The sequence below is a fragment of the Symbioplanes lichenis genome, from assembly GCF_030709675.1.
GTDB lineage: Bacteria > Actinomycetota > Actinomycetes > Mycobacteriales > Micromonosporaceae > Actinoplanes > Actinoplanes lichenis.
In genome coordinates this window covers 335,666-357,574 of the sequence record NZ_JAUZQD010000004.1, presented here as the reverse complement: position 1 = coordinate 357,574, position 21,909 = coordinate 335,666, and the positions used below count along the sequence as shown (strand labels likewise).

Here is a 21,909-nt window from a genome sequence, read left to right as displayed (position 1 = left end):
TCAGACCCCCCACCGCAACGCCGGCGTACGCACCGGAGCGTCCCACAACCGCAGCAGCTCCTCGTCCGCGCGGAGCAGCGTCACCGAGCATCCGGCCATGTCCAGACTGGTGATGTACGGCCCCACGAGCGACCGCGCCACCGGCACGCCGGCCTTGGCCAGCAGGTGCCCGACCTCGTGGAACATCACGTACAGCTCGATCAGCGGCGTCGCGCCCATGCCGTTGACGAACGCGATCACCGGGCTGCCCGTGTAGTCGAGGTCGGCGAGGATCGGGCTCACGAGCATGTCCGCGATCTCGCTCGCCGGGGCGACCGGCACGCGGCGGCGCCCGGGCTCGCCGTGGATGCCGATGCCGACCTCCATCTCGCCGGGCGGCAGGTCGAAGGTCGGCTTGCCCGCCGCGGGCACCGTGCACGAGGTGAGGGCGACGCCCATGCTGCGGCCGTTGGCGTTGACCTTGCGGGCGACGTCGGCGACCCCGGCCAGCGGGCGGCCCTGCTCGGCGGCGGCCCCGGCAAGCTTTTCGACCAGGACGGTCACGCCGACCCCGCGCCGCCCGGCGGTGTAGAGGCTGTCCTGCACGGCCACGTCGTCGTCGGTCACCACGGCCGTGACGCTGACGCCGGTCCCGGCCTCGGCCAGCTCGGCGGCCATCTCGAAGTTCATGACGTCGCCCGTGTAGTTCTTCACGATGTGCAGCACCCCGGCCCCGCCGTCCACGGCCCGGGTCGCGGCGACCATCTGGTCCGGCACGGGCGACGTGAAGATCTCGCCCGCGCACGCGGCGTCGAGCATGCCCGGCCCGACGAACCCGGCGTGCAGCGGCTCGTGCCCCGACCCACCCCCGGACACCAGACCCACCTTCCCGCGTACGGGGGCATCGCCGCGCACCACGACCCGGTGCTCGTGGTCGACGCGGACCTCGGGGTGGGCGGCGGCGAAGCCGAGCAGGGCGTCGGAGATGACATCGGCGGGGTCGTTGACGAGCTTCTTCATCGGTGGCTCCTCACCGGAGGGCGACTACCCGCCCCTCAAGCTACGCCGCTCGACCGGCCGTTTCGAGGTCTTGTTTTCACGACACCGTGTCGCTATCTTTGCGACATGTTGTCAACAAAAACTGACCGCGACGAGCTGGTCGAACTCATGGGCCGCTATGCCGACATCGCGGACCTCAAGGAGTTCACCGACCTGCCCGCGAGCGTCTTCACGGACACCGTCACGCTCGACTTCTCCTCGGTCGTCGGGCTGCCCGAGATGACGGTGTCATTGGCTGATTACATCGGCGTGCTGGCTGCTACGTTCGCGCCCTTCGAAGCCACGCATCACGCCATCACCGGGCACGTGGTCGACATCGACGGCGACACCGCGACCGTCCACGCCCACGTCCGTGCCGAGCACTGGCTGCCCGTGGCCGAGGGGCCGGACCGCTGGCTGGTTGTCGGCTTCTACGACAACGACGCGGTGCGCACGCCGGACGGGTGGCGGCTCTCCCGCGTACGGCTGACGGCGATCCACCAGGAAAACGCGCACCTGGCCGCCGCCGTGCCTCAAGGCTGAGCCTGCCGGTCACGGTGCCGCGCGCGCCCGGTGATAGGTCGGCGGTGGCCTGGCGATGGGTCGGCGGTGGCCTGGCGATGGGTCGGCGGTGGCCCGGTGATGGGTCGGCGGTGGTCCGGGGACGGGATGGGAGGATGATCGGATGCCGCGGATCCGGGGAGCCAGCATCACCGAGCACCACGAGATGGTGTGGGCCGACCTCGCCGGGGCGGTGCGGCAGTTGCTCGCCGAGCGCGACTACGACGCGATCACCATGGGGCACATCGCCGCCCGGGCCGGGCTGGCGCGCAACACGCTCTACAACTACGGCGCCGACAAGACCGCGCTGGTGCTCGCGCTGGTCGAGCGGGCGGAGCAGCCGGCGGCCGAACGGGTGGCCGCCATCGCGGAGCGCGACGAGGAGCCGGCTCCGGGGCGGCTGGGAGAGATCGCCGAGGTGGTGCTGGAGGCTTTCCGGGACCCGCTGCTGCAGCTGATGTTCCGGCTGTTCCTGGCGCCGAAGGGTGTGGACGGTCCCATGCACGCCGTCGTCGCCGGGGTCGAGAGCGTCGTCCGGCAGGGCATCACGCGCGGGGAGTTCCGGGCCGTCGGCGACGTGCCGCTCGTGGTCGAGCTGCTCTCTGGGGTCATGCGCGCGGGCGCCGAACGCATCGGGCGCGACCCCGCCGCCCTCCCGGCCACCCTCGAGGCGGCGCGGGAGGTCATCCTCGGCGCGGTAATCATCTGATGCTCACCCCGCGCGGGGCCGACGATGCCTCAGCCCGTTGACGTAATCATCGGATGCTTACGGCACACCAGCTGCTCGTCGGTTGCTCGGCGCCATCTGGTAATCATCCGATGCTCACCGAATCCGCCGACGGGAATCATCCGATGCTCACCTCGCGCCCGGCGGGAATCATCGGATGCTTACGCGGCGACGACGGGATGGCGGACGGCGGCGTTGAAGAGGTAACCCAGCTCGTTGTAGGTCGCGACGTCCGGCTGGGTGTTCCCGTGAACGTCCGTGGCCCGCGCCAGCAGGGTGTGCGAGCCGGCGGGCGGGCGCCAGTCGAGTTCCCAGCTCTGCCACGCGACGCCGGGGCCCACCTGGCGGGCGCGGCGCCAGGTGGCGCCTCCGTCCGTACTGATGTCGGTGTGCTTGATCGGCCCGGCGGCGGACCACGACCGTCCGGTCAGGCGGGTCGTCCGCCCGGCGGGCAGGGTGGCGCCGCGGTCGAGCTCGAAGGCGCTCTTGATCGTCTGCCGGTCGAACGGCTGCCCCTCGGCCGGGAAGCCGGGGCCGAACAGCCGGTAGAACTGCGTGTTCCACGGCGAGAAGAGCGGCTCGGTCGCCACCTCGATGCTGCCCAGCCACTTGATCGACGCGATGCCGATCCAGTGCGGGACGATCAGGCGGACCGGCGCGCCGTGGTCCGGGGGCAGCGGCTCCCCGTTCATCTCGTACGCGACCAGGACGTCCCGCAACGCCTTGCGCACCGGCAGCGGCCGTCGCACCGGGCCGAGATCCACGCCGCCGGTCACGTAGTTCGGGTCGAGACCGACCGGCAGCACGTCGACGGCGTCGGGGCGCAGGCCGGCGTGGTGCAGCAGCGTGGCCAGCCGCACCCCGCGCCAGCGGGCGACGCCGATCGCGCCGAGCTGCCACGCGGTGCCCGAGACGGTCTGCCCCTGCTGCGTGGTGAAGAAGCTCCGGCCGTTGCCCGCGCACTCGACGGCGGTGGTCACGGTGGTCGCGGGAAGCGCGCGCAGCTGCCCGTACGTGTAATCGACCGGCCCCCGCCGCAGCCCGGCGCCGGTCAGGTGCAGCCGCCACGAGGCCTGGTCGATGATCGGGGTGCTCGTGTGGTTGCGCACGAAGAACCGGTCGATCGGCACCAGGTGGCCCTGGCCGGCCAGGGCGGACCAGCGCGTCTCCGCGTTCGTCCCGAAGACGGTGAACAGCTCCGGCGGCAGCGGCTTGACGATCGGGGCGGCCGCGGCCTGGGCCGCCGTGGGCGCCAGGGCCACGCCCGCGCCGGCGAGGGCGGTGAGTTTGAGCAGGTCACGACGGGAGAAGCCGCGTGCCTCGCCGGCCAGCCACTGGCCCAGGCGCTGCCGGTCGTACGTGCCCTCGTCCATCGCCGACGCTCCTCTGTGTACGGACGGTCACCGTCACGAGCATCCTAATCCGATCGGTCCGCTAGGAGAAGGAAAAGGCGTCGCGCATACCCGCTCTCATGGTCTTCATGCAGGCATTTCTTGCCAGAATTTGCACAACGGCAAGGAGGTAGCCGGGGCGATCGACGGGGTAGGTGAACGGGCGTAGCACACACGGACGAACCACCTTGGAGGTTGCCATGAGTGACCCGTACACGGGCGCACGCGCACCGGACGAGTCGCAGCCCTACGGCGAGGTCCCGATCACGCCGGCCTATCCCGCCACCACCGTCCCGGCCGAGCCGGTCTACGCGACCACCTACCCGGCCCCGACGACCACCACCACCGGCGGCGACAGCACCGGCGGCGGCGTCAAGGACCAGGCCAAGGAGAAGGCGGCCGAGGTCAAGGACCAGGCCAAGGAGGTCGCCGGGCAGTCGAAGCAGGCCGCCGGCCAGGCCGCGGGCGAGGTCAAGGACACCGTCAAGGAGCAGGCGCACCGCGTCGGGTCCGAGGCGAAGACCCAGGCCCGCAGCGTCGCCTCCGACGTGCGCGACCGGGTCACCGGCGAGGCCAGAAGCCAGACCGACCGGCTCTCCGGCACGGTCCGCGACATCGCCGGCCAGCTGGACGAGATGCGCGGCGACCGCGCCGAGGGCCCGGCCGCGGCCGTGGTCTCCCGGGTCGCCGACGGCGGCCGTCAGCTCGCCGACTACCTCGACCGCAACGGCCCCGAGGGCGTGCTGCGCGAGGTCGGCGACTTCGCCCGCCGCCGCCCCGGCGCCTTCCTCGCGACCGCGCTGGCCGCCGGCTTCGTCGTCGGCCGCCTGGGCAAGGGCGTCATGAAGGCCGACGAGGTCTCGCACCCGGACGCCAAGCCCGCGACCGATCAGTTCAGCTCCTACGAGCAGCCCTCGTACGACCAGGTCACCCCGGCCACCGGGTACCCGGCGACCACCACGACGGGCTACACCACCACGGGTACGGAGTACGCCGCGACCGGCACGGGCACGCCCGCTGTCGTCGAGGAGGACTACGTCGTGGTGGAGGAGCGCCCGGGCGGCCTGCGATGACCGCGCCGTACCCGGCCGACCGCGAGGAGCAGGTCACCAACTCCTCGGTCGGTGAGCTCATCGGCAACATCAGCGACGACCTCTCGCAGCTGTTCCGCCAGGAGGTCGAGCTGGCCAAGGCGGAGCTCAAGCAGGAGGCGTCCAAAGCGGGCAAGGCCGCCGGGATGCTCGGCGGGGCCGGGTTCGCCGGCTACCTCACCGTCGTCCTGCTCAGCTTCGCGCTGGTCTTCGGCCTCGGCAACGTGATGGACCTCGGCTGGGCCGCGCTCATCGTCGCGGTGCTCTGGGGCATCGCCGCCGCCGTGCTCTACAGCGTCGGCCGCAAGCGGCTCAAGACTGTCGACCCCGTTCCGCGGCGTACCGCCGACACCCTGAAGGAGGACGCCCGATGGCTGAAGAACCCGACCGGCTGAGGCAGGAGATCGAGCAGACGCGGGCCAAGATGACGCGCGACGTGGACCTGCTGGCCGAGAAGACCAGCCCCAAGCAGGTCGCCCGCCGCCGCTGGACCGCGGTGAAGGAGAAGGTCATGGGCAGCACCGAAACCGTGCAGGACAAGGCCGGCTCGGCCGCCGGGACCGTCAGCGACAAGGCGCATTCCGCGGCGAGCACGGTGCAGGACAAGGCGCACTCCGCCGCCGGCACCGTCAGCGACAAGGCGTCGGACGTCGCGGACGCCGTGAAGAGCGCGCCGTCGGCCGCCAGGCAGCAGGCCCAGGGCAACCCCCTGGCCGCGGGCATCATCGCCTTCGGCGTGGGCCTGCTCGCCTCGACGCTCATCCCGGCCACCGAGGCCGAGAAGCGCGCCGGGGAGCAGCTCAAGGAGCGCAGCGGCGACCTGACCGACAAGGTCAAGGAGGTCGCCACGGAGATCAAGGACGACCTGCAGGGCACCGTCCAGCAGGCCGCCGGCCAGCTCAAGGAGACGGCGACCGACGCCGGGCAGACCACCAAGGAGCAGGCGCAGTCCTCGGCGCAGGACGCCAAGGAGACCAGCCGCGACGCGGTGCAGAGCGCGCGTTCCTGATCCCGCGACACCCAACGCCGGGCCGCCACGGTGGCCCGGCGTTTGTCGTGCCCCGCCGCAGGAACGGCCGGCACCGTTTGCCCGGCCCGATCGCGGGAATCACCGGCACCGAGAGAGGGGATCATCATGAAGTTCGGATACAAGCTGTCGGCCGAGGGCTTCGGCCCCAAGGAGCTGATCCGGCAGGCCGTCCGGGCCGAACAGGCCGGCTTCGACTTCGTCGAGATCAGCGACCACTACCACCCGTGGCTGGACGTGCAGGGTCACTCGCCCTTCGCGTGGACCGTGCTCGGGGCGATCGCGGCCAGGACCGAGCGCATCGGCCTGGCCACGGGCGTCACCTGCCCGACCGTGCGCTACCACCCGGCGATCATCGCCCAGGCCGCCGCGACCCTGGCGATCACCTCGGACAACCGGTTCACGCTGGGCATCGGCTCCGGCGAGCGGCTCAACGAGCACGTCGTCGGCCAGGGCTTCCCGAGCGTCCGCGGGCGCCAGGAACGGCTCCGCGAGGCCCTCGAGATCATCAAGCTGCTGTGGCAGGGCGGCTACCAGTCGTACGAGGGAAAGCATCTGCAGCTCGAGGACGCCCGCGTCTTCGACCTTCCCGACGAGCTGCCCGTGATCGCGGTCGCCGCGGGGGGCAAGGACGCCGCCGCGGTCGCCGCCGAGCTGGGCGACGGTCTCTTCGCGACCGAGCCGCGCGCCGACATCGTGGAGGCCTACGGCAGCGCCGGCGGCTCCGGGCCGAAGTACGCCGAGGTGCCCATGGCGTACGCGGAGACCGAGCAGGCCGGCATCGACGAGGTCCTCAAGACCACCCGCTGGGCCCTCACCGGCTGGAAGGTCATGAGCGAGCTGCCCAACCCGGTCAACTTCGACGCCGCGTCGCAGACCGTGCGGGCCGAGGACGTCCGGGGCCAGTTCGCGCTCGGCCCGGACCCGGAGCCGTACGTCGAGTCCGTGCGCGAGTACACGAAGGCGGGCTTCGACCACATCGTGCTCCAGAACGCCGGGCCCGACCCGGACGGCTTCCTCGACTTCTTCCAGAAGACCCTGGCCGACAAGCTCCGCGCTCTCTAGCCGGCGCGCGCGGCCGTCGACCGGCGGCCGCGCGTACCGCTTCCGACAGATCGTTGCTTTCCGGGCCCGGGGCGCAGAAAGTGGTGGTGGTTCCGCTTCGTCACGAGAAGGGGAGAAATCATCATGAGAGTCGCCCCGGCCGCCGTCGCCGTGGTCCTCCTTCTGCCGGTCGCCGCCTGCGCCGGTGAGCCGGAGGCCGCCGCCCCCGCCCCGCAGACCGCCACCCACGAGCAGCATTCCGCCGTGGCCGCGCCGCCGTTGCGGCCCGGCGAGCGCTTCGCCGACCTGACCGTCGCCCAGCCCTACACGCCGGTGCCTCCGAACGGCGGCACCGACGAGTACAGGTGCATGGTGCTCGATCCTCAGGTCGCCCACCGCACCTATCTGACCGGCAGCCAGTTCGAGCCGCAGAACGTCGCGATCGCGCACCACGCCCTCGTCTTCTCCGTCCCGCCGGCCGGGGCCGCCGCCGCCCGGGCCCGGGACGCCGCGGACCCGGGGGAGGGCTACACCTGCTTCGGCGACGCCGGGCTGGACGACACGACCTGGGTCGACACCTGGACCCCGAACGTCGCCGAGACCCTGCTCGACGGCGACCTGGGCTACGTGCTCGACCCGGGCAGCCTGCTCATCCTCCAGGTGCACTACAACCTGCTGACCGCCGGTGCGGGCGGGCCCCCGGCCGACCGGTCGAACCTGCGGCTGCGCCTGACCGACGGCACGCCGCGCACCGTGGCCCTGGCGACGACCCCGCTCATGGCGCCGATCGAGCTGCCGTGCGGGACCGGCGAGACCGGTGCCCTGTGCGACCGGGCCACCGCGGTCGCCGACGTCGAGAAGCGCTTCGGCGACGCCGGTGAGGCCTCCGCCCTGCTGCAGCGGTGCAGCGGCGGCGCCGCGAAGCCGGGGACGACCCAGCGCTGCGACCACCCGATCCCCGGCCCGATGACGGTGTACGCCGCCCGCGGCCACATGCACATGCTGGGCCGCGCCATCTCGATCGAGCTGAACCCCGGCACGCCCGCCGCCCGGACGCTGCTCGACGTCCCGGCGTTCGACTTCGACAACCAGGCGCTCCGGGTGCTGCCCGAGCCGGTGACCCTCAAGGCCGGCGACACCGTCCGCGTCACCTGCACCCATGACGCGTCGCTGCGCCGGCAGATCCCGCAACTGCGGAAACTGCCGCCCCGGTACGTCGTGTGGGGCGAGGGCACGAGCGACGAGATGTGCCTCGGCCTCCTGACGACGTCGTCCGCCTGAGCGGTTTGAGTGACCTTGCGCCGGGAACCCCCCGATCCCGTTCGGCGATGGAGGTCAGATGCGGCTCAGGCGCAGCAAGCTCGACAAGCCCGGGTACGGGCGGCGGCGCAGCGGCAAGGGCTTCCGCTACGTCGACGAGCACGGCGACCCGGTGCGCGACGCCGGCGAGGTGGCCCGGATCAAGGAGCTGGTCATCCCGCCGGCGTGGGAGGACGTGTGGATCAGCCCGGACCCGCGCGGGCACGTGCAGGCGGTCGGGACCGACGCGGCGGGGCGCAAGCAGTACCTCTATCACCCGCAGTGGCGCGTCGCCCGGGACGAGAAGAAGTTCGAGCACGCCGCCGAGGTGGCGGAGCGGCTGCCCGAGATCCGGCAACGGCTCTGCTCCGACCTGAGCGGGCGGGGACTGACCCGGTGCCGGGTGCTCGCCGCGATCGCCCGGCTGCTCGACATGGGCGCCTTCCGGGTCGGCAGCGATCAGTACGCGCAGCGGGAGCAGGATCCGTCGTTCGGGCTCTCGACGTTGCGGCCGGAGCATGTGCGTACCCATGGGGGCTGTGTGGTCCTGGAATTCGTCGGCAAATCGGGCAAGGAGCACGCGACGCCGGTCGAGGACGGTGAGGTGTGCCAGGTGCTGCGTGACCTGCGGCGGCGGCGCAAGGGCGAGGAGCGGCTGTTCGCCTACTACGAGCCGGGGGCCAAGCGGTGGCGCGAGGTCAAGGCCGACGAGGTCAACGAGTACCTGCGCGAGATCAGCGGCGAGCAGATGAGCGCCAAGGACTTCCGCACGTGGCACGGGACCGTCAAGGCGGCGGCGGAGCTCGCGTCGGCCGGGCCGGCGTCCTCCGGGACGGCTCGCAAGAAGAACGTGTCGCACGCCATGAAGGAGGTCGCCGAGCTGCTGGGCAACACCCCGGCGGTGGCGCGCAGCTCGTACGTCGACCCGCGCGTCGTGGAGGCGTACGAGAAGGGGAAGACCGTGGAGGAGCCCACCGAGGAAGCGGTGCTGGATCTGCTCGGCAAGTAACGTTCACCTTCCCGTCACCGGTGCCGATGAGCCTGAAAGCTACGGTTGCCGGACGAGCGGGAGGGGTGAACCACCATGGCTCATCTGCTGATGGACTTCGGGGAAGTGATCAGCCTCGCCCAGCGCGAGACCGACGTCCGGTCGATGGCCCTGGCCGCCGGGGTGCCGCCGGCCGAGTTCACCGCCCGCTACTGGGAGTGCCGGCGCGACTACGACTGCGGGCTGAGCGCCCTCGGTTTCTGGACGGACGTGCTCAACGGTCCGCCCGGCGGCCAGCTGCTCGCCCATCTCGTCGAGCGGGACGTCTCCAGCTGGCTCTACCTCAACCCGGTGACGATGCAGCTGCTCGGCCGGGTGCACGCGGCGGGCGTACCCGTGTCGTTGCTCTCGAACGCCCCGCGCGAGCTGGCCCGCGAGCTGGACCGGCACGATGCCCTGCGGACCTTCGCCCACAAGCTCTACAGCGCCGACCTGGGCGTCGCCAAGCCGGACCCGGCCGTCTATCTGAAGGCGCTCGCGGTGCTGGGCGAGGCCCCGGCCGACGTGGTCTTCGTCGACGACCGCGCGGAGAATGTCGCCGCGGCGGCCGCGCTCGGCATCCGGGCGATCCGGTTCACGGAGACGCCCGAGTGCCTCGCCGAGATCGAGCGAGCGGTCAGCTTCTCCGCCTGACCGCCAGGGCCAGGGGCACCAGCGCCGGGCCGGTGACGGCGACGAAGACGGCGATCACCCCGAGGTTCGGCCACGACGGCTCGCCGTCCGTCGCGCGGGCGAGCGGGTGCAGCGACAGCATGCCGAGCGGGGTGGCGAGGATCAGCAGCGCCCAGCCGCCGCGGCGGCCGTGGACGACGGCGAGGGCCATCGCGATCAGCAGCAGCGCGGTCCCGGCGATCGCGAGCACCTGGGTCGGCTGCGGGCCGTAGTAGTCGCCGCCCGGCAGCTGCCACGCGGCCGCGATGGCGGTCACCGTGCCGGCGGCGGCGGGCAGCAGGCGTACGGTGGCCGGCGCGCGACCGGACCCGGCCAGCGCGACCACCCCCAGCGCCACCTGCGGCACCAGCACGAAGACCGGCGGCCGGGGCAGCCCCGTCAGCGCGGCCACCGGGAGCACGGCGACGGTCAGCGCGAGGGCCCCGCCGACCGCGAAGCGCGTCCACGGGCCGGCGACGGCATAGCCCAGGGCGGCGACCAGCCACGCGAGCCAGGCCGCGATCCCCAGCGACGCGAACGGCCCGGCCCCGGGCAGGAACGGCAGCGGCCGCACCTCGATCACCGACCAGGCCGCCGCGAGCGCGGTCGCCGTCAGCAGGGCGAGCGCCGCGGCGAGCCGGAAGCCGGGCAACAGGGCGGCGGCACCGGTCGAGCGCAGATGAGCCCGTACGCCCCCCGCGGCGAGATCGGCCACGTCGGCGGCCGACGGCCAGCGGCGGCCCGGCTCGGCCAGATCGAGGTACGTGCCGACGACCTCCCGCCCCCGGCCGAGCCAGTGATCGGCCGGGTAGCACAGGCGCACGACGGCCAGGTACCGGCGCTCCAAGGGGCTCATGGCCGGTCAATATAGACGCATCAGGCGGTCACCAGCGCCGGGCTGAGCCGGCCGGCCCGCAACTGGAGGATCGCGGACACCTCGGACAGCCCTTCGGTGCGGTGGGTCAGCAGCAGCACGGTCCGCCCGCGCGCCGCGCCGAGCAGATCGGTCATCAGTGCCGCGGCGGCCGCCTCGTCGAGGCCCTCGGTCGGCTCGTCCAGGATCAGCAGCTCCGGATCGGCCAGCAGGGCCCGCGCGGTGGCCAGCCGGCGGCGCTGACCACCGGAGATTGTGCTGCCGCCGGTGCCGAGCCACGTGTCCAGGTCCCACGAGCCGAGACCCACCCGGCCGAGCGCCGCGTGCAGCTCGTCGTCGGTCGCTGTGCGGCGGGCCAGACGCAGATTTTCCCGTACGGTCGACGCGAACACATGATCGGTCGCGTCCCCCACGAGGATCGTCCGCCCGGGTCGCGTGACGGTGCCGGCGCGCGGCTCGAGCAGCCCGGCGAGGACTGCGGCGAGCGTGGACTTGCCGCCGCCCGAGGGGCCGAGGATCGCGACGCTCGTGCCGCGGGGGATGTCGAGATCGACGCCGCGCAGGGCGGGGGGCTGCTCGGGGTCCCATCCGGCGACCACGTCTCGTAGCTCGGTGTCGCCGGTGTGAATCTTGTTTTCGGACAATTCGGGCGCTCGCTCGAATGCTGCCAGGCGCTCGTCGGCGCCCCGGGCGCGGCGGCGGGCCACGGCGGCGTCGGGCAGGGTGGCGACCGGCTCGCCGAGAGCGACGACGCCGAGCAGGAGCACGGCCGCCCACTCGGCGTTGGTCGCCGGGTAGAGCACGAGGGCCGCGCCGGCGACGGCAATGCCCCAGCCGAGGATGCCCAGGGCGTTCGCGGCGCCGGCTGTCCGGGCTGCCCGGGCCTCCAGCTTCTCCAGCGCCCGGCTGCGGTTCCCCGGGACGGGCGAGTCCTGCCCGGCCAGTTCCTCGATGCCGTCGACGGTCTCGACCACGGCGTCGCGCAGCCGGGAGCGGGCCCGGCCGGTGGCGGCGTCCACGCGTCCGGCCTGCCAGGCGGCGAGGGCCGGGGCGGCGACACCGGAGATCAGCAGGCCGATCCCGAGCGGAACGGCGAGCAGCGGCGTCGTGCCGGCCGCCACGGCCGCGGCCACCACGAGGGTGATCGCGGCGGTGAGCAGGGGCAGGCGGCCGCGCAGGAGACCGTCGGTGCGGGCGTCGACGTCGTCGGCGATCTTGGTGAGGAGGTCGCCGCGCCGGTGCATCTTCGGGCCCGGGACGCGGGGGATGAGGCCGGCGTAGACCCGGGCCCGCCAGTCGCCGAGGCGGGCGAAGGCGACGTCGTGGGCGACGAGACGTTCGAGGTAGCGGAGGAGGGGGCGGGCGACGGCCGAGCCGCGGACGAGGACGACCGCGGTGGCGAGGGTGAGGACCGGGGGGAGGGTGGCGGCGCGGACGAGGAGCCAGGCGGCGGCGCCGGTGAGAACGATGCCGGCGAGGGAGGAGGCGGCCCCGAGGGTGACGGCTGCCGCTGGTGTCATGAGGAGGCGACGAGCGGCGGCCCTTTTCGCATCGGCGCCGGTCGATCCACCCCGCCCTCCCAGGGGGAGCCCCCGCTGGTCATTGTGGGGCATGGCGGGGGGTGTCTGCGTCGCGGCCTGTGGACAATCCGCGTCTGTGGACAACGCCGCAGGCACGCCGGCCGACGACGGCAACGCCGGAGAGGGCGCCGATTCCGGGGACGCGTCGGACGGGGGTGTCACGTCCACGATGCGGTCGGCGGCGGAGAGGGACGCCGGGCGGTGCGCCACGACCAGCACCGCGCATCCCCGGTCGGCCGCCGCGCGGAGCTGGGCGATCACCAGGCGTTCCGACTCCGCGTCGAGGTGGGCGGTCGGCTCGTCGAGGAGCAGGACCGTCGGCCGGCGCGAGGCCGCGCGGAGCAGAGCCGCCAGAGCCAGCCGCTGGCGCTGGCCCGACGACACGCCCGCCCCCGCCTCGCCGAGCACCGTCGAGGGGGTCACCTCGTGCTGCAGGCCCACCATCACCAGGGCCTCGTGGATATCAGCGGATGACAACCCGGGGAAGACATCGGCGACCGTACGGGTGTGGGGGAGGGTCGGCCGCTGGGGAAGGTACAGAACACCCGGACCGGTCACTTCGACGCGCCCGGTTATCAGTGGCTGCAAACCAGCCAGCACGCGCAGGGTTGTTGTCTTGCCCGCGCCGGACGGGCCGCGCAACGCCACGATCTCGTGGTCGCGCACGGCCAGCGCAGGCAGGTTCAGCACCGGGCGGTCGCCGTGGCTGACGTGCAGGCGGGTGGCGTACAGGCTGGGCTGTCCCGGGGCGGACAGCACGGGAGAGACGAAAGCAGCGTCGTCGGTCAGCACCTCGTCCACGTCTCCGATCACCGCGGACGCGTCCGCGCTCGCATGGAAGCGGGCCGCCATCTCGCGCAGCGGCCGGTAGGCCTCGGGGGCCAGGAGGATGACAAGCAGGGCGGTGCCCAGCGGGAGGGAACCGTTGGCCACGCGCAGGCCGGCCTCGACCGCGATCAGGCCGACGGACAGCGTGCCCACCAGGTCGAGAGCGGTCGAGGAAAGGAACGCGACGCGGAGCACGCGTACGGTGGCGGTCCGGTGTTTGTCGGTCATGTCGCGCACGACGTCCACCTGGGCGGCGGCCCGCCCGAAGACGCGCAGCGTGGGCAGGCCGCGGACCACGTCGAGGAAGTGGCCGGCGAGGCGGGCGTCGGCCTGCCACGCCTGCCGGGCGCGGGCCGCGGTGGCCCAGCCGATCAGCGCGCCGAGCACGGGCAGCAGGGGCAGCGTGACCAGGGCGATCAGCGCCGACGCGGGGTCGGCGAGGAACATCGCGACCAGCACGAGCGGGGGCAGCGCCACGCCGAGCACCAGCGCCGGCAGGTAGCCGGAGAACCACGGCTTGAGCGCGTCGAGACCGGAAGTGAGCACGGCGGTGAGGCGCCCGCTGCCGTACGAGGCGACCCACGCCGGGCCGTGCCGCAGGGTGGCGGCCAGGACCGAGCGGCGCAGCTCACCGGTGACGCGGGCGGCCGTGCGCTGGGCGACCACCTGCTCAGCCCAGGTGAGGGCCGCCCGCAGCGCGAACGCCGTCACGAGCAGGCCGATCGCGCTGTGCCCGGTGACGGTGCGGGCCAGGGCGACAGCGAGGGTCACGGTGGCTGCCGCCTGTCCGGCTCCGATCAGAGCCGAGACCCCGATTCCCGTACGCCCGGAGCGCGCGTGCCGCAGCAACCGCGGATCGATCGGAGCCCGGCTGACGGTGCTCCCGGCGGCATCCGACCGTGCGGGGGCGGGCGCGCTCACGAGGGAACCCGTTCACTGGCGACCCGCTTGCGGAACACCCAGTACGAGAACGCCTGGTACACGAGCACCCCGGGCAGCACGACCGCCCCCACGACGGTGATCAGCTTGAGCGCCGAGTCCGTCGCCGCGGCCCCATCCCGGGTCAGCGACCACGCGTCGTTCAGCGTCGACCGCAGGATCACGTCCCCGTGCACGGTGAAGACGGCCACGGTGCCCAGGGCGACGCCGGCGGCAGTGACGACGAAAGCCACCAGTTCCCGCCGGGCGACGACCGCGATGATCACAGCCAGGGCTGCGCCAAGAAGCATCAGCGGATGATTACCAAGCAGACCCAGGGCGACAAGGACGACGGCAGCAGCACCGGCCAGCCGGACCCCGAAGGAACGGGCCCGGGTCCGCACCGGTCCACTGGTCCGCAGCGCGAGGAAGGTGGACCCGAGCAGCAGCGCCGCCAGGAGGGCGATCAGCGCGCCGATCAGAGCGGGACCGGAGAACAGCGGCCCGAGGGTGCGGCTGAGACCCGTACCGGTGACCTGTCCGTCCGCGCCCAGGGCCAGACCGTGGGTGAGAATGCCGAGCACCGCGCCCCACAGCAGCACGATGCCGGTGGACGATCCGGCCAGGGCGGCGTCGGCCCGGCGCCGGTAGCGCTCGCCGCCGCCCTTGCCGCGGAACTCCAGCGCCACGCCGCGCACCGCGAGCAGCAGCAGGATCGCGACCATGGGCAGGTAGAGGGCGCTGAGCATGGCCGCGTACCAGGCGGGGAAGGCCGCGAACGTCACGCCGATCGCCGCGACCAGCCAGACCTCGTTACCGTCCCAGAACGGGCCGACCGTGCGGACGATCGCGCCGCGCTCGTGGTCGTCGCGGCCGAGGACCGGGCCGAGGATGCCGACGCCGAAGTCGAAGCCCTCGAGCACGAAGAACAGCACCCAGCAGAGCACGACGAGCGAGAACCAGAGGGTGATCACAGGTCTCTCCTAGTAGACGGGAGCGGCTTCTTTTTCCGGCGCGGGGGACACAGGCGAAGGGTGCAGCCGCTGGCGGGAGAGGTGGCGGACCAGGCGGTACCAGACGACGGCGAGGATGCCGTAGATCAGCGCGAAGCCGGCCAGGGACGCCACCACCTCGCCGCTGGTCAGCCCGGGCGAGATGCCGTCGGCGACCTTGCTGATGCCGAAGGCGATCCACGGCTGGCGGGCCGTCTCGGTGAAGATCCAGCCGAAGGTGTTGGCCGCGGCGGGCAGGATCGGGATCAGCGGCAGGAAGCGCAGGAGCTGCCGGTCGTACCACCGCTTCGGCTCGCGGCCCTTCCGGGTGAGCCACAGGTAGTACGCGGCCACCACCATCGCCAGCATGCCGATGCCGATCATGGCGCGGAACGTCCAGAACGCCACCGGGATCATCGGGATGTAACTGCCCGCGCCGTACTGGGCGGCGTACTGCTCCTGCAGGTTGTTGATCCCCTGCACCTCGGAGTTCCAGTCGCCGGTCGCGAGGATCGACAGCAGGTGCGGGATGTCGATGGTGAAGTAGGGCTCGCTGCCGTCGAGCTTGCCCAGCGCGAAGGCGGAGAAGGGTGCGCCGGTCGTCGTCTCGTACAGGGCCTCGGCGGCCGCCATCTTCATCGGCTGGACCTCGGTCATGACCTTGCCGAGGTGGTCGCCCGTGATCGCGGTGAAGGCGCCGCCCACGACGGTCAACCAAGCCCCCAGCCGAGCCAGCGTACGGAACCCCGCCTCACCCGCGGCCCGGAAGCGCCACACCCCGAGGGCCAGCAGCAGCGACCCGCCCGCCATCAGCGCACCGGCCATGGTGTGCGGGAAGGCCGCCAGGTTGACCTTGTTGAGCAGCAACGCCCCGAAGTCGTCGAGGTGCGCGCGCCCCGTGACAGGGTCGAGCGAGTAGCCGACCGGGTGCTGCATGAACGAGTTGGCGGCCAGGATGATGAAGGCCGACAGGACCGTGCCGACGGCGACGATCACGATCGTGGCGGCGTGCAGCTTGCGGGGCAGCCGGTCCCAGCCGAAGTACCACAGGGCCAGGAACGTGGCCTCGAGGAAGAAGGCGAGCATGCCCTCGATCGCCAGCGTCGGCCCGAAGACGTCGCCGTAGAAGGTGGCGAAGTTGCTCCAGCCCAGGCCGAACTGGAACTCCTGGACGAGGCCGGTCACCACGCCGACGGCGAACGTGACGATGAGCAGCTTGCCGACGAACTTCGTCAGGTCCTTGTACTTGTCGTTCCCGGTGCGCAGCCACGTCAGCTGCAGGCCGGCCGCGGTGGCGGCGAGGCTGATCGACAGCGGCACGAAGAAGTAGTGGTAGATCGTCACGACCGCGAACTGCAGCCGGGTCAGGTCGAGCACGTCCACGATGATGGCCCTCTCTACGACGTCTCGTAGTAGATACTACGCGTCGTAGTACGACGCGCTGCAGTAGACTTCTGTCACAGTCTTTAGTCCGCTCAAAGGGCGGTGGTGGGGAGGTTGGAAGGGATGGCATTGGGGGATCTCGAACGCGACATCATGCAGCAGTTGTGGACGGCGGAAGAGCCGCTCACCGTGCGGCAGGTGCACGAGGCGCTCAGCGAGACCCGAGATCTCGCCTACACGACTGTCATGACCGTGCTCGACCGCCTCGCCAAGAAGGGCGTGGTCACCCAGCACAAGAAGGACCGCGCCTACCGGTACGCGCCCGCGCAGTCCCGTGAGGAGATGACGGCCGCCCTGATGCTCGACGCCCTCAGCGCCGCCCCCGACGGCGTGCGCGACGCGGCCCTGGCGCACTTCGTCGGGCGGCTCGACCCGGGCGCCCTGACCGCCGCGATCGACGCGGCACGGAAGGAATCGGCCTCCGGCTCGTGACGGCGCTGCTCCTCGGTGCCCTCGGCCTGACCCTGTCCCTGCTGGTGCCGGGCTGGCTCGCCCGCGCCCGGTGGACCGCCCGGGCGCCCGGGGCGGCGGTCGTCCTCTGGCAGGCCGTCACGCTGGCCGGCATCCTCTGCGCGCTCGGCGTCGCCCTGGCCGGCCCGCAGGAGCTGGTCCACGAGCTCGGCTCCGGCCGGCCCGTCGGCTCGGCGGCCCTGATCGTGGCGCTGGCCGTCGCCTCGCTGATCATCGTGCGGCTGCTGGTGTCGCTGGTCCGGGTCACTTTGCGCTCCCGGGCCCGCCGCGCCCGGCACCGGATGCTCGTCGACCTGCTCGACAGCGCCGACGAGCACGCCGAGCTCCCGGCCGAGCTGCGGGTTCTCGACGGGCCCCTGCCGTTCGCGTACTGCGTACCGGGACGGAGCCCGCGGGTTGTGCTCAGTGGATCCGCGCTCAAGGTGCTGGACGAGCGGCAGGTCGGCGCGGTGATCGCCCACGAGCAGGCGCACCTGCGGCAGCGGCACGAGCTGGTGATGGAGTCGTTCACGGCGTTCTACCGGGCGGTGCCCCGGCCGCTGCGGAGCCGCGTACCCCTGGAAGCTGTGCATTTGCTCCTGGAGATGGTGGCCGACGACGCGGCGCGGGGCCACAGCGGCTCGGCGGCGCTGCGGTCGGCGCTGGAAGTGCTCGGCGACGCGGTGAGCCCGGCGGCCCCCGAGGATCTGAGCGGTTCGGCGGCCGCGGAACGGGCCCGGCGGCTGGAACGGCTGACGGGGGCGGACAACCGGTCCGTCGTCGTGGAGGCCTGTGCGGGGGCCCTCGCGGCCGGATTGCTGGTACTACCCACAGTGATCCTGGTGGTGCCCTGGCTCGGCCGGGCGCTCATGGCCTGGCCGCTGTGACTACTCACCGTTAAAGTTGGTGACGTGACGTAGGGGGTGCCGACCAGCCGTTCAGTTCGGCAAAGATCCGGAGTACGGTGGGTCCGGCCTGTCGGTCCCCCCTCGCTCGAGCCCCGGGCGAACCGGCACGGCACCGCCTAATCCAGCAGCGCCCGGCGCTGCAGTTATGAGCCGGGGACCCACCGTTCCTGGGGTGAAGCCGCAGCAGCATCGCGGCCGGGCGCGCTTCCCGTCCGAACCCGTCAGCTAACCCGGTCGGCGGCTGAGGGAAGAAAGGACACTGCACCTAGGTGAGACGGATTGGGGCGCGGCGCGCCACGATTCTGCGCGGGTTGCTCGGTGTCGTCGCGGCCGTCGGGGTGCTCCTGGTGCCCACCGCGGCTCATGCGACGCCGTCACCCGGGAGCATCGAGAAACAGATCGATGAGCAGTGGAACAAACTCGAGCCCATCATCGAGGAGTACAACAAGGTCCACGTCGAGCTGGGCAAGAACCAGGCCCAGCTCAAGAAGGTCAACAAGAAGCTGGCCCCGCTGCAGCTTCAGGTCGACCTCGCCATGGCGCAGGTGGGTGGCATGGCGGCCGACGCGTACAAGCAGGGTTCCCCGGGCGCGCTGAAGGCGATTCTGCTGGAGGGCAACCCGACGGGGCTCAACGACAAGCTTCTGTACCTCGATCTGATCGCCGCCCACCAGGAGGCCCAGATCGCGGACGTGCGGAAGCTGCGTGACGAGTACGCGGCGGATCAGCAGGAGCTGCAGACCCTCACCAACGCGGTGGCGGCTCGCGACAAGGACCTGTCCGCGAAGAAGAAGCAGATCCAGGGCAAGGTCGACGACCTGCAGAAGCTCAGGATCCAGGCGTACGGCGCCAGCGGCGTGGAGAACAAGAACTTCCGCCTCGGCACCGGGGCCTGCCCGGTGGAGTACGACCAGTCACCGGGCAACCGGGCCGCCCAGAAGGCGTGCAGCTTGATCGGCAAGCCGTACATCTTCGGTTCGGCCGGCCCGACCGGCTACGACTGCTCGGGTCTCACGCAGGTCGCGTGGGGTTCGGTCGGCGTCAGCCTGTCGCACTACACCGGATCCCAGGTCAACGCGGGCCGGGCGATCAGCCGTTCGGAGCTCCGGGTCGGTGACCTGATCTTCTACAGCCCGGGCGGGATCCACCACGTGTCGATGTACGTCGGCAACGGCTACATCGTGCACGCCCCGCACACCGGGGACTACGTCCGGATGAGCACCATCGACGGGCCGGGCACCCCCGCCTCGTACCGACGGGTGGGTTAGCTCGACCGGCACCACCGCGCAGAAGCCGTCACGACGTCGTGGCGGCTTCTTCGTATTCTGCGGTGGTGTCCGTCTTCGTGAGCAACGTGACGTCGCAATGGGGCGATGCCGGGGCGCGCTGGCTCGACGAGCTCCCGGACCTGCGCGCCGGGGTCGCGCGCGACTGGGGGTTGGAGCTGGGCGAGCCGTTCCCGCTGACCTTCCACTGGGTGGCGCCGGCGGGGGAGGGGCGCGTGCTCAAGCTGGGCGTGCCGGGCTCGCCGCATCTGGTCGCCGAGGCAGCCACGCTGACCTTCTGGGGTGGCGAGGGCGCGATCCGGCTGCTCCGCCACGATCCTGGACGCGGCGCCCTGCTGCTCGAACGCGCGACGCCCGGCACGACCTTGCGCTCGCTCGTGGCCGGCCGGGACGAGCAGGCCACCGCCGTCCTCATCGACGTGATGCGACGGTTGCACCGGCCCGCCCCGGACGATCTTCCCGTCGAGAACCTCGCGGACCGGGTCGCCGACTTCACCGCCCATCTGGCCCGCTATCCGGTGATGATCCGGTGCCACGCGACCTCGTCGAGCAGGCGCGCGAGCTGTACGTCGCGCTGTGCTCATCCGCTGATAACCACGTACTGTTGCACGGCGACCTGCACCACGAGAACGTGCTGCGGGCCGAGCGGGAGCCGTGGCTGGCCATCGACCCGCACGGCGTCGCCGGTGACCCAGGCGCGGAGATCGGGCCGATCCTCTACAACCCGCTGACCGGCCCTGAGCCCACCCTGTCGCTGCTCGACCGGCGCCTGGAACAGCTGGCCGACGGGCTCGGCATGCCGCTCGACCGGGCCGTGGCCTGGGGCTTCGTCCAGGCGGTGCTGTCCGAGGTCTGGGACCAGGACCACGGGCCCGTCCCCACCGGCCGCGCCCTCGACGTCGCCCTCGCCCTGCGCCCCCGGCTCTAGGCGGTGTTTCGCGGGGCATGACGGCCGCCGCCGGGCCCAGCTTCCGCCTCGCGGCGCGGTGCGAAAGGCCCGATACAACCCCGGTATCGAACCTTCCGCCCCACTTGCGAGACGAAACCTGGACCTCGCCGGCGACTCGCCCTGACCCACGAAACACCGCCTAGCCGCGGAAGTTGGCGGCGGCCGACACGTGCGCGTCGATCGTGGTCTGGTGCGCCTGGTCCAGGATGGCCGCCGACTCGTCGGACAGGGCGGTCAGGGCGGCGACCTCGGCCTCGGTCAGCTGCCCGGCGATCCCGGCCGCGGCGACGTTGGCGCGCAGGTGACCGGGGTTGCTCGTGCCCGGGATGGCCACCACGGCGGGGGAGCGGCGCAGCAGCCAGGCCAGCGCCACCTGCTCCGGCGTCGCCCCGAGCCGCCCGGCCGGACCGGTCAGCTCCGGGACGGCGGCGAGCCGCCCGGAGGCCAGCGGGAAGTACGGCACGAACCAGATGCCCTGCGCCTCGCAGTCGGCCAGCACCTCGACGCCGCTGCGGTCGAGCAGGTTGAAGCGGTTCTGCACGGCGGCGATCGGCGTCAGCCGCTGCGCCCGGGCCAGCATCTCGCGCGACGCCCCCGACAGCCCGATGCGCCGGATCACCCCCTGGTCGCGCAGCTCGACGAGCACGCTGAGCGCGTCCTCCAGCGGCACCTGGCTGTGCGCCCCCGGCATGTCGCCGCCGAGCCGCAGATAGGTCAGCTCGCTCACCTCGGCGCCCAGGTCGCCGAGCGCCTCGTGCACCTGGCGGCGGACGGTGTCCGGGTGGTCGGTGACGATCCACGACCCGTCCGGGCCCCGGCCGGCGCCGACCTTGTTGCCCACGATCACTTCTTCCCCGTACGGCCGGAGCGCCGACCCGATGAGCTGGTTCACCGTCCGCGGCCCGTACGCGTTGGCGGTGTCGAAGAACGTGACGCCCTCCTCGACCGCCAGCCGCAGCACCCGCCGCGCCGCCTCGGGATCCTCCGGCAGCCCCCACACGTTGGGCCCCGCCAGCTGCATGGCCCCGTATCCGATCCGGTTCATCGCGACTCCTCTTCGTATCACTGCTACGCCGACATGCGTAGCGGTGTTCCGTTCCAGTGATACGCCGATTGGCGTAGCATTGCAACATGGCCCCGACCCGGCAGCAGATCATCGACGTGGCGGCCGCGATCCTGGAGTCCGAGGGCGTCCAAGCGGTCTCGACGCGCACGGTCGCCACGGCGGCCGGCATCCGCGCCGCCTCGCTCTACCAGCTCTTCGGCGACAAGGACGGCCTGCTCGAAGCGCTGGCCCTGCACGCGTTCGACCTCTATCTGGCCGAGAAGAGTGCGCTGACCATGACCGGCGACCCGATCGACGACGTCCGCCGGGGCTGGGACATGCACGTCGACTTCGGCCTGCGCCACCCCGCGCTCTACGTGCTGATGTTCGGCACCGACCGGCCCGGCCGCCGCCCGCCCGCCGTCGCCGAAGCGGAAAGCCTGCTGCTCCGCTTCCTGGAGCGGATCGCCGCCGCCGGCCGCCTGCGGGTCCCGGTCACGCTCGCGGCCCAGCTGGCCATGGCCGCGATCACCGGCGCGACGCTGACCCTGATCGGCACCCCCGAGGCCGACCGCGACCCGCAGCTGGCGGCGCGCATGCGCGACACGCTCGTCGACTCCCTGATCACCGACCCGCCGGCGGCCCCGGACACCGGCCTCGCCGCCCGGGCCCTGGCCCTCGACGCCGCCCTGGCCGCGGGCGACCCGGCGCTGCGCCCGGCCGAGCTCGCGCTGCTGCGGGACTGGCTCGACCGGCTGGCCCGATGACGGGCGGCGTGTG

21 protein-coding genes, 1 pseudogene and 1 riboswitch are annotated in these 21,909 nt (G+C 72.3%); of the genes and pseudogenes, 15 read left to right on the top strand and 7 right to left on the bottom strand.

Annotation, left to right across the window (positions count from 1 at the left end; genetic code table 11):
• The gene (dhaK, locus tag RAN62_RS11870) at window positions 1-999 is read right to left on the bottom strand and encodes a dihydroxyacetone kinase subunit DhaK (RefSeq protein WP_305784620.1); all 999 of its coding nucleotides are present in this window, start codon (window positions 997-999) and stop codon (window positions 1-3) included.
• Between the two features lie 105 nt (window positions 1,000-1,104).
• Between dhaK and RAN62_RS11865 the strand changes: the two genes are divergently transcribed.
• Together RAN62_RS11865 and RAN62_RS11860 are read left to right on the top strand one after the other, a co-directional pair.
• Complete coding sequence (locus tag RAN62_RS11865; RefSeq protein WP_305784619.1) at window positions 1,105-1,560, top strand: nuclear transport factor 2 family protein; 456 nt, start codon at window positions 1,105-1,107, stop codon at window positions 1,558-1,560.
• A gap of 142 nt (window positions 1,561-1,702) precedes the next feature.
• Window positions 1,703-2,287 carry a TetR/AcrR family transcriptional regulator gene (locus RAN62_RS11860; RefSeq protein ID WP_305784618.1) on the top strand — a complete coding sequence of 195 codons (585 nt, stop codon included), beginning with the start codon at window positions 1,703-1,705 and terminating at the stop codon, window positions 2,285-2,287.
• Window positions 2,288-2,466: 179 nt separating this feature from the next.
• Here the strand turns inward: RAN62_RS11860 and RAN62_RS11855 are convergent, their stop codons facing one another.
• Entirely contained in the window at window positions 2,467-3,678 is a 1,212-nt protein-coding gene (locus tag RAN62_RS11855) for a sulfite oxidase (RefSeq protein ID WP_305784617.1), read from the bottom strand.
• A gap of 218 nt (window positions 3,679-3,896) precedes the next feature.
• On the opposite strand from RAN62_RS11855, the gene RAN62_RS11850 reads away from it, so the two are divergent.
• The 7 genes from RAN62_RS11850 to RAN62_RS11820 all read left to right on the top strand — a co-directional run bounded on the left by RAN62_RS11850 (window position 3,897) and on the right by RAN62_RS11820 (window position 9,838).
• Window positions 3,897-4,769 carry a hypothetical protein gene (locus RAN62_RS11850; protein WP_305784616.1) on the top strand — a complete coding sequence of 291 codons (873 nt, stop codon included), beginning with the start codon at window positions 3,897-3,899 and terminating at the stop codon, window positions 4,767-4,769.
• Window positions 4,766-5,182: a phage holin family protein gene (locus tag RAN62_RS11845; protein WP_305784615.1), complete on the top strand. Its 417-nt coding sequence runs from the start codon at window positions 4,766-4,768 to the stop codon at window positions 5,180-5,182. Before RAN62_RS11850 ends, RAN62_RS11845 begins: the two co-directional genes overlap by 4 nt.
• Complete coding sequence (locus RAN62_RS11840; RefSeq protein ID WP_305784614.1) at window positions 5,158-5,796, top strand: DUF3618 domain-containing protein; 639 nt, start codon at window positions 5,158-5,160, stop codon at window positions 5,794-5,796. Before RAN62_RS11845 ends, RAN62_RS11840 begins: the two co-directional genes overlap by 25 nt.
• A gap of 126 nt (window positions 5,797-5,922) precedes the next feature.
• A complete protein-coding gene (locus RAN62_RS11835; RefSeq protein WP_305784613.1) occupies window positions 5,923-6,879 on the top strand; it encodes a TIGR03557 family F420-dependent LLM class oxidoreductase in 957 nt (318 codons plus the stop codon).
• A gap of 123 nt (window positions 6,880-7,002) precedes the next feature.
• Window positions 7,003-8,139 (top strand): monooxygenase, encoded by a 1,137-nt coding sequence (locus RAN62_RS11830; RefSeq protein WP_305784612.1) that lies wholly within the window; start codon window positions 7,003-7,005, stop codon window positions 8,137-8,139.
• Between the two features lie 58 nt (window positions 8,140-8,197).
• Window positions 8,198-9,166, top strand: a complete 969-nt coding sequence (locus RAN62_RS11825; protein ID WP_305784611.1) for a DNA topoisomerase IB — start codon at window positions 8,198-8,200, stop codon at window positions 9,164-9,166.
• Between the two features lie 75 nt (window positions 9,167-9,241).
• A complete protein-coding gene (locus RAN62_RS11820) occupies window positions 9,242-9,838 on the top strand; it encodes an HAD-IA family hydrolase (RefSeq protein WP_305784610.1) in 597 nt (198 codons plus the stop codon).
• Here the strand turns inward: RAN62_RS11820 and RAN62_RS11815 are convergent.
• From RAN62_RS11815 to RAN62_RS11800, 4 genes are all read right to left on the bottom strand, one after another.
• A complete protein-coding gene (locus tag RAN62_RS11815) occupies window positions 9,822-10,712 on the bottom strand; it encodes a serine/threonine-protein kinase (protein WP_305784609.1) in 891 nt (296 codons plus the stop codon). The two genes, RAN62_RS11820 and RAN62_RS11815, sit on opposite strands and share 17 nt — an antisense overlap.
• Window positions 10,713-10,732: 20 nt before the next feature.
• Window positions 10,733-13,909 (bottom strand): thiol reductant ABC exporter subunit CydC, encoded by a 3,177-nt coding sequence (cydC, locus tag RAN62_RS11810; protein WP_305784608.1) that lies wholly within the window; start codon window positions 13,907-13,909, stop codon window positions 10,733-10,735.
• Between the two features lie 146 nt (window positions 13,910-14,055).
• On the bottom strand, window positions 14,056-15,030 hold the full coding sequence (gene cydB / locus RAN62_RS11805) for a cytochrome d ubiquinol oxidase subunit II (RefSeq protein WP_305784607.1): 975 nt from the start codon (window positions 15,028-15,030) through the stop codon (window positions 14,056-14,058).
• A gap of 9 nt (window positions 15,031-15,039) precedes the next feature.
• Window positions 15,040-16,431: a cytochrome ubiquinol oxidase subunit I gene (locus tag RAN62_RS11800; RefSeq protein ID WP_438874489.1), complete on the bottom strand. Its 1,392-nt coding sequence runs from the start codon at window positions 16,429-16,431 to the stop codon at window positions 15,040-15,042.
• Between the two features lie 123 nt (window positions 16,432-16,554).
• Here RAN62_RS11800 and RAN62_RS11795 point away from each other — a divergent pair, with 123 nt between their 5' ends.
• The 5 genes and pseudogenes from RAN62_RS11795 (at window position 16,555) to RAN62_RS11775 (ending at window position 20,063) form a co-directional block, all read left to right on the top strand.
• Window positions 16,555-16,923 (top strand): BlaI/MecI/CopY family transcriptional regulator, encoded by a 369-nt coding sequence (locus RAN62_RS11795; RefSeq protein WP_305784605.1) that lies wholly within the window; start codon window positions 16,555-16,557, stop codon window positions 16,921-16,923.
• On the top strand, window positions 16,920-17,828 hold the full coding sequence (locus RAN62_RS11790) for a M56 family metallopeptidase (protein ID WP_305784604.1): 909 nt from the start codon (window positions 16,920-16,922) through the stop codon (window positions 17,826-17,828). The genes RAN62_RS11795 and RAN62_RS11790 overlap by 4 nt, the downstream gene beginning before the upstream one ends.
• Window positions 17,829-17,967: 139 nt before the next feature.
• A riboswitch (cyclic di-AMP (ydaO/yuaA leader) is annotated at window positions 17,968-18,104 on the top strand.
• A 14-nt stretch (window positions 18,105-18,118) separates the two neighbouring features.
• Entirely contained in the window at window positions 18,119-19,117 is a 999-nt protein-coding gene (locus RAN62_RS11785) for a C40 family peptidase (protein ID WP_305784603.1), read from the top strand.
• Between the two features lie 38 nt (window positions 19,118-19,155).
• Window positions 19,156-19,605: pseudogene (locus RAN62_RS41105) on the top strand (aminoglycoside phosphotransferase family protein); the annotation flags it as partial.
• A gap of 59 nt (window positions 19,606-19,664) precedes the next feature.
• Window positions 19,665-20,063 carry an aminoglycoside phosphotransferase family protein gene (locus RAN62_RS11775; RefSeq protein ID WP_305784602.1) on the top strand — a complete coding sequence of 133 codons (399 nt, stop codon included), beginning with the start codon at window positions 19,665-19,667 and terminating at the stop codon, window positions 20,061-20,063.
• A 160-nt stretch (window positions 20,064-20,223) separates the two neighbouring features.
• Here RAN62_RS11775 and RAN62_RS11770 read toward each other — a convergent pair whose 3' ends face one another.
• The gene (locus tag RAN62_RS11770) at window positions 20,224-21,129 is read right to left on the bottom strand and encodes an aldo/keto reductase (protein ID WP_305784601.1); all 906 of its coding nucleotides are present in this window, start codon (window positions 21,127-21,129) and stop codon (window positions 20,224-20,226) included.
• Between the two features lie 86 nt (window positions 21,130-21,215).
• On the opposite strand from RAN62_RS11770, the gene RAN62_RS11765 reads away from it, so the two are divergent.
• Window positions 21,216-21,896 (top strand): TetR/AcrR family transcriptional regulator, encoded by a 681-nt coding sequence (locus RAN62_RS11765; protein WP_305784600.1) that lies wholly within the window; start codon window positions 21,216-21,218, stop codon window positions 21,894-21,896.
• Window positions 21,897-21,909: the final 13 nt, after the last annotated feature.

What these genes read in the sequence shown, in the direction of transcription:
- RAN62_RS11795 (WP_305784605.1), top strand. Translation starts at nt 16,555, where the DNA reads ATGGCATTGGGGGATCTCGAACGCGACATCATGCAGCAGTTGTGGACG.
- RAN62_RS11835 (WP_305784613.1), top strand. Translation starts at nt 5,923, where the DNA reads ATGAAGTTCGGATACAAGCTGTCGGCCGAGGGCTTCGGCCCCAAGGAG.
- RAN62_RS11770 (WP_305784601.1), bottom strand. Translation starts at nt 21,129, where the DNA reads ATGAACCGGATCGGATACGGGGCCATGCAGCTGGCGGGGCCCAACGTG.
- dhaK (WP_305784620.1), bottom strand. Translation starts at nt 999, where the DNA reads ATGAAGAAGCTCGTCAACGACCCCGCCGATGTCATCTCCGACGCCCTG.
- RAN62_RS11845 (WP_305784615.1), top strand. Translation starts at nt 4,766, where the DNA reads ATGACCGCGCCGTACCCGGCCGACCGCGAGGAGCAGGTCACCAACTCC.
- RAN62_RS11855 (WP_305784617.1), bottom strand. Translation starts at nt 3,678, where the DNA reads ATGGACGAGGGCACGTACGACCGGCAGCGCCTGGGCCAGTGGCTGGCC.
- RAN62_RS11825 (WP_305784611.1), top strand. Translation starts at nt 8,198, where the DNA reads ATGCGGCTCAGGCGCAGCAAGCTCGACAAGCCCGGGTACGGGCGGCGG.
- RAN62_RS11865 (WP_305784619.1), top strand. Translation starts at nt 1,105, where the DNA reads ATGTTGTCAACAAAAACTGACCGCGACGAGCTGGTCGAACTCATGGGC.
- RAN62_RS11840 (WP_305784614.1), top strand. Translation starts at nt 5,158, where the DNA reads ATGGCTGAAGAACCCGACCGGCTGAGGCAGGAGATCGAGCAGACGCGG.
- RAN62_RS11820 (WP_305784610.1), top strand. Translation starts at nt 9,242, where the DNA reads ATGGCTCATCTGCTGATGGACTTCGGGGAAGTGATCAGCCTCGCCCAG.
- RAN62_RS11815 (WP_305784609.1), bottom strand. Translation starts at nt 10,712, where the DNA reads ATGAGCCCCTTGGAGCGCCGGTACCTGGCCGTCGTGCGCCTGTGCTAC.
- RAN62_RS11850 (WP_305784616.1), top strand. Translation starts at nt 3,897, where the DNA reads ATGAGTGACCCGTACACGGGCGCACGCGCACCGGACGAGTCGCAGCCC.
- RAN62_RS11860 (WP_305784618.1), top strand. Translation starts at nt 1,703, where the DNA reads ATGCCGCGGATCCGGGGAGCCAGCATCACCGAGCACCACGAGATGGTG.
- RAN62_RS11765 (WP_305784600.1), top strand. Translation starts at nt 21,216, where the DNA reads ATGGCCCCGACCCGGCAGCAGATCATCGACGTGGCGGCCGCGATCCTG.
- RAN62_RS11830 (WP_305784612.1), top strand. Translation starts at nt 7,003, where the DNA reads ATGAGAGTCGCCCCGGCCGCCGTCGCCGTGGTCCTCCTTCTGCCGGTC.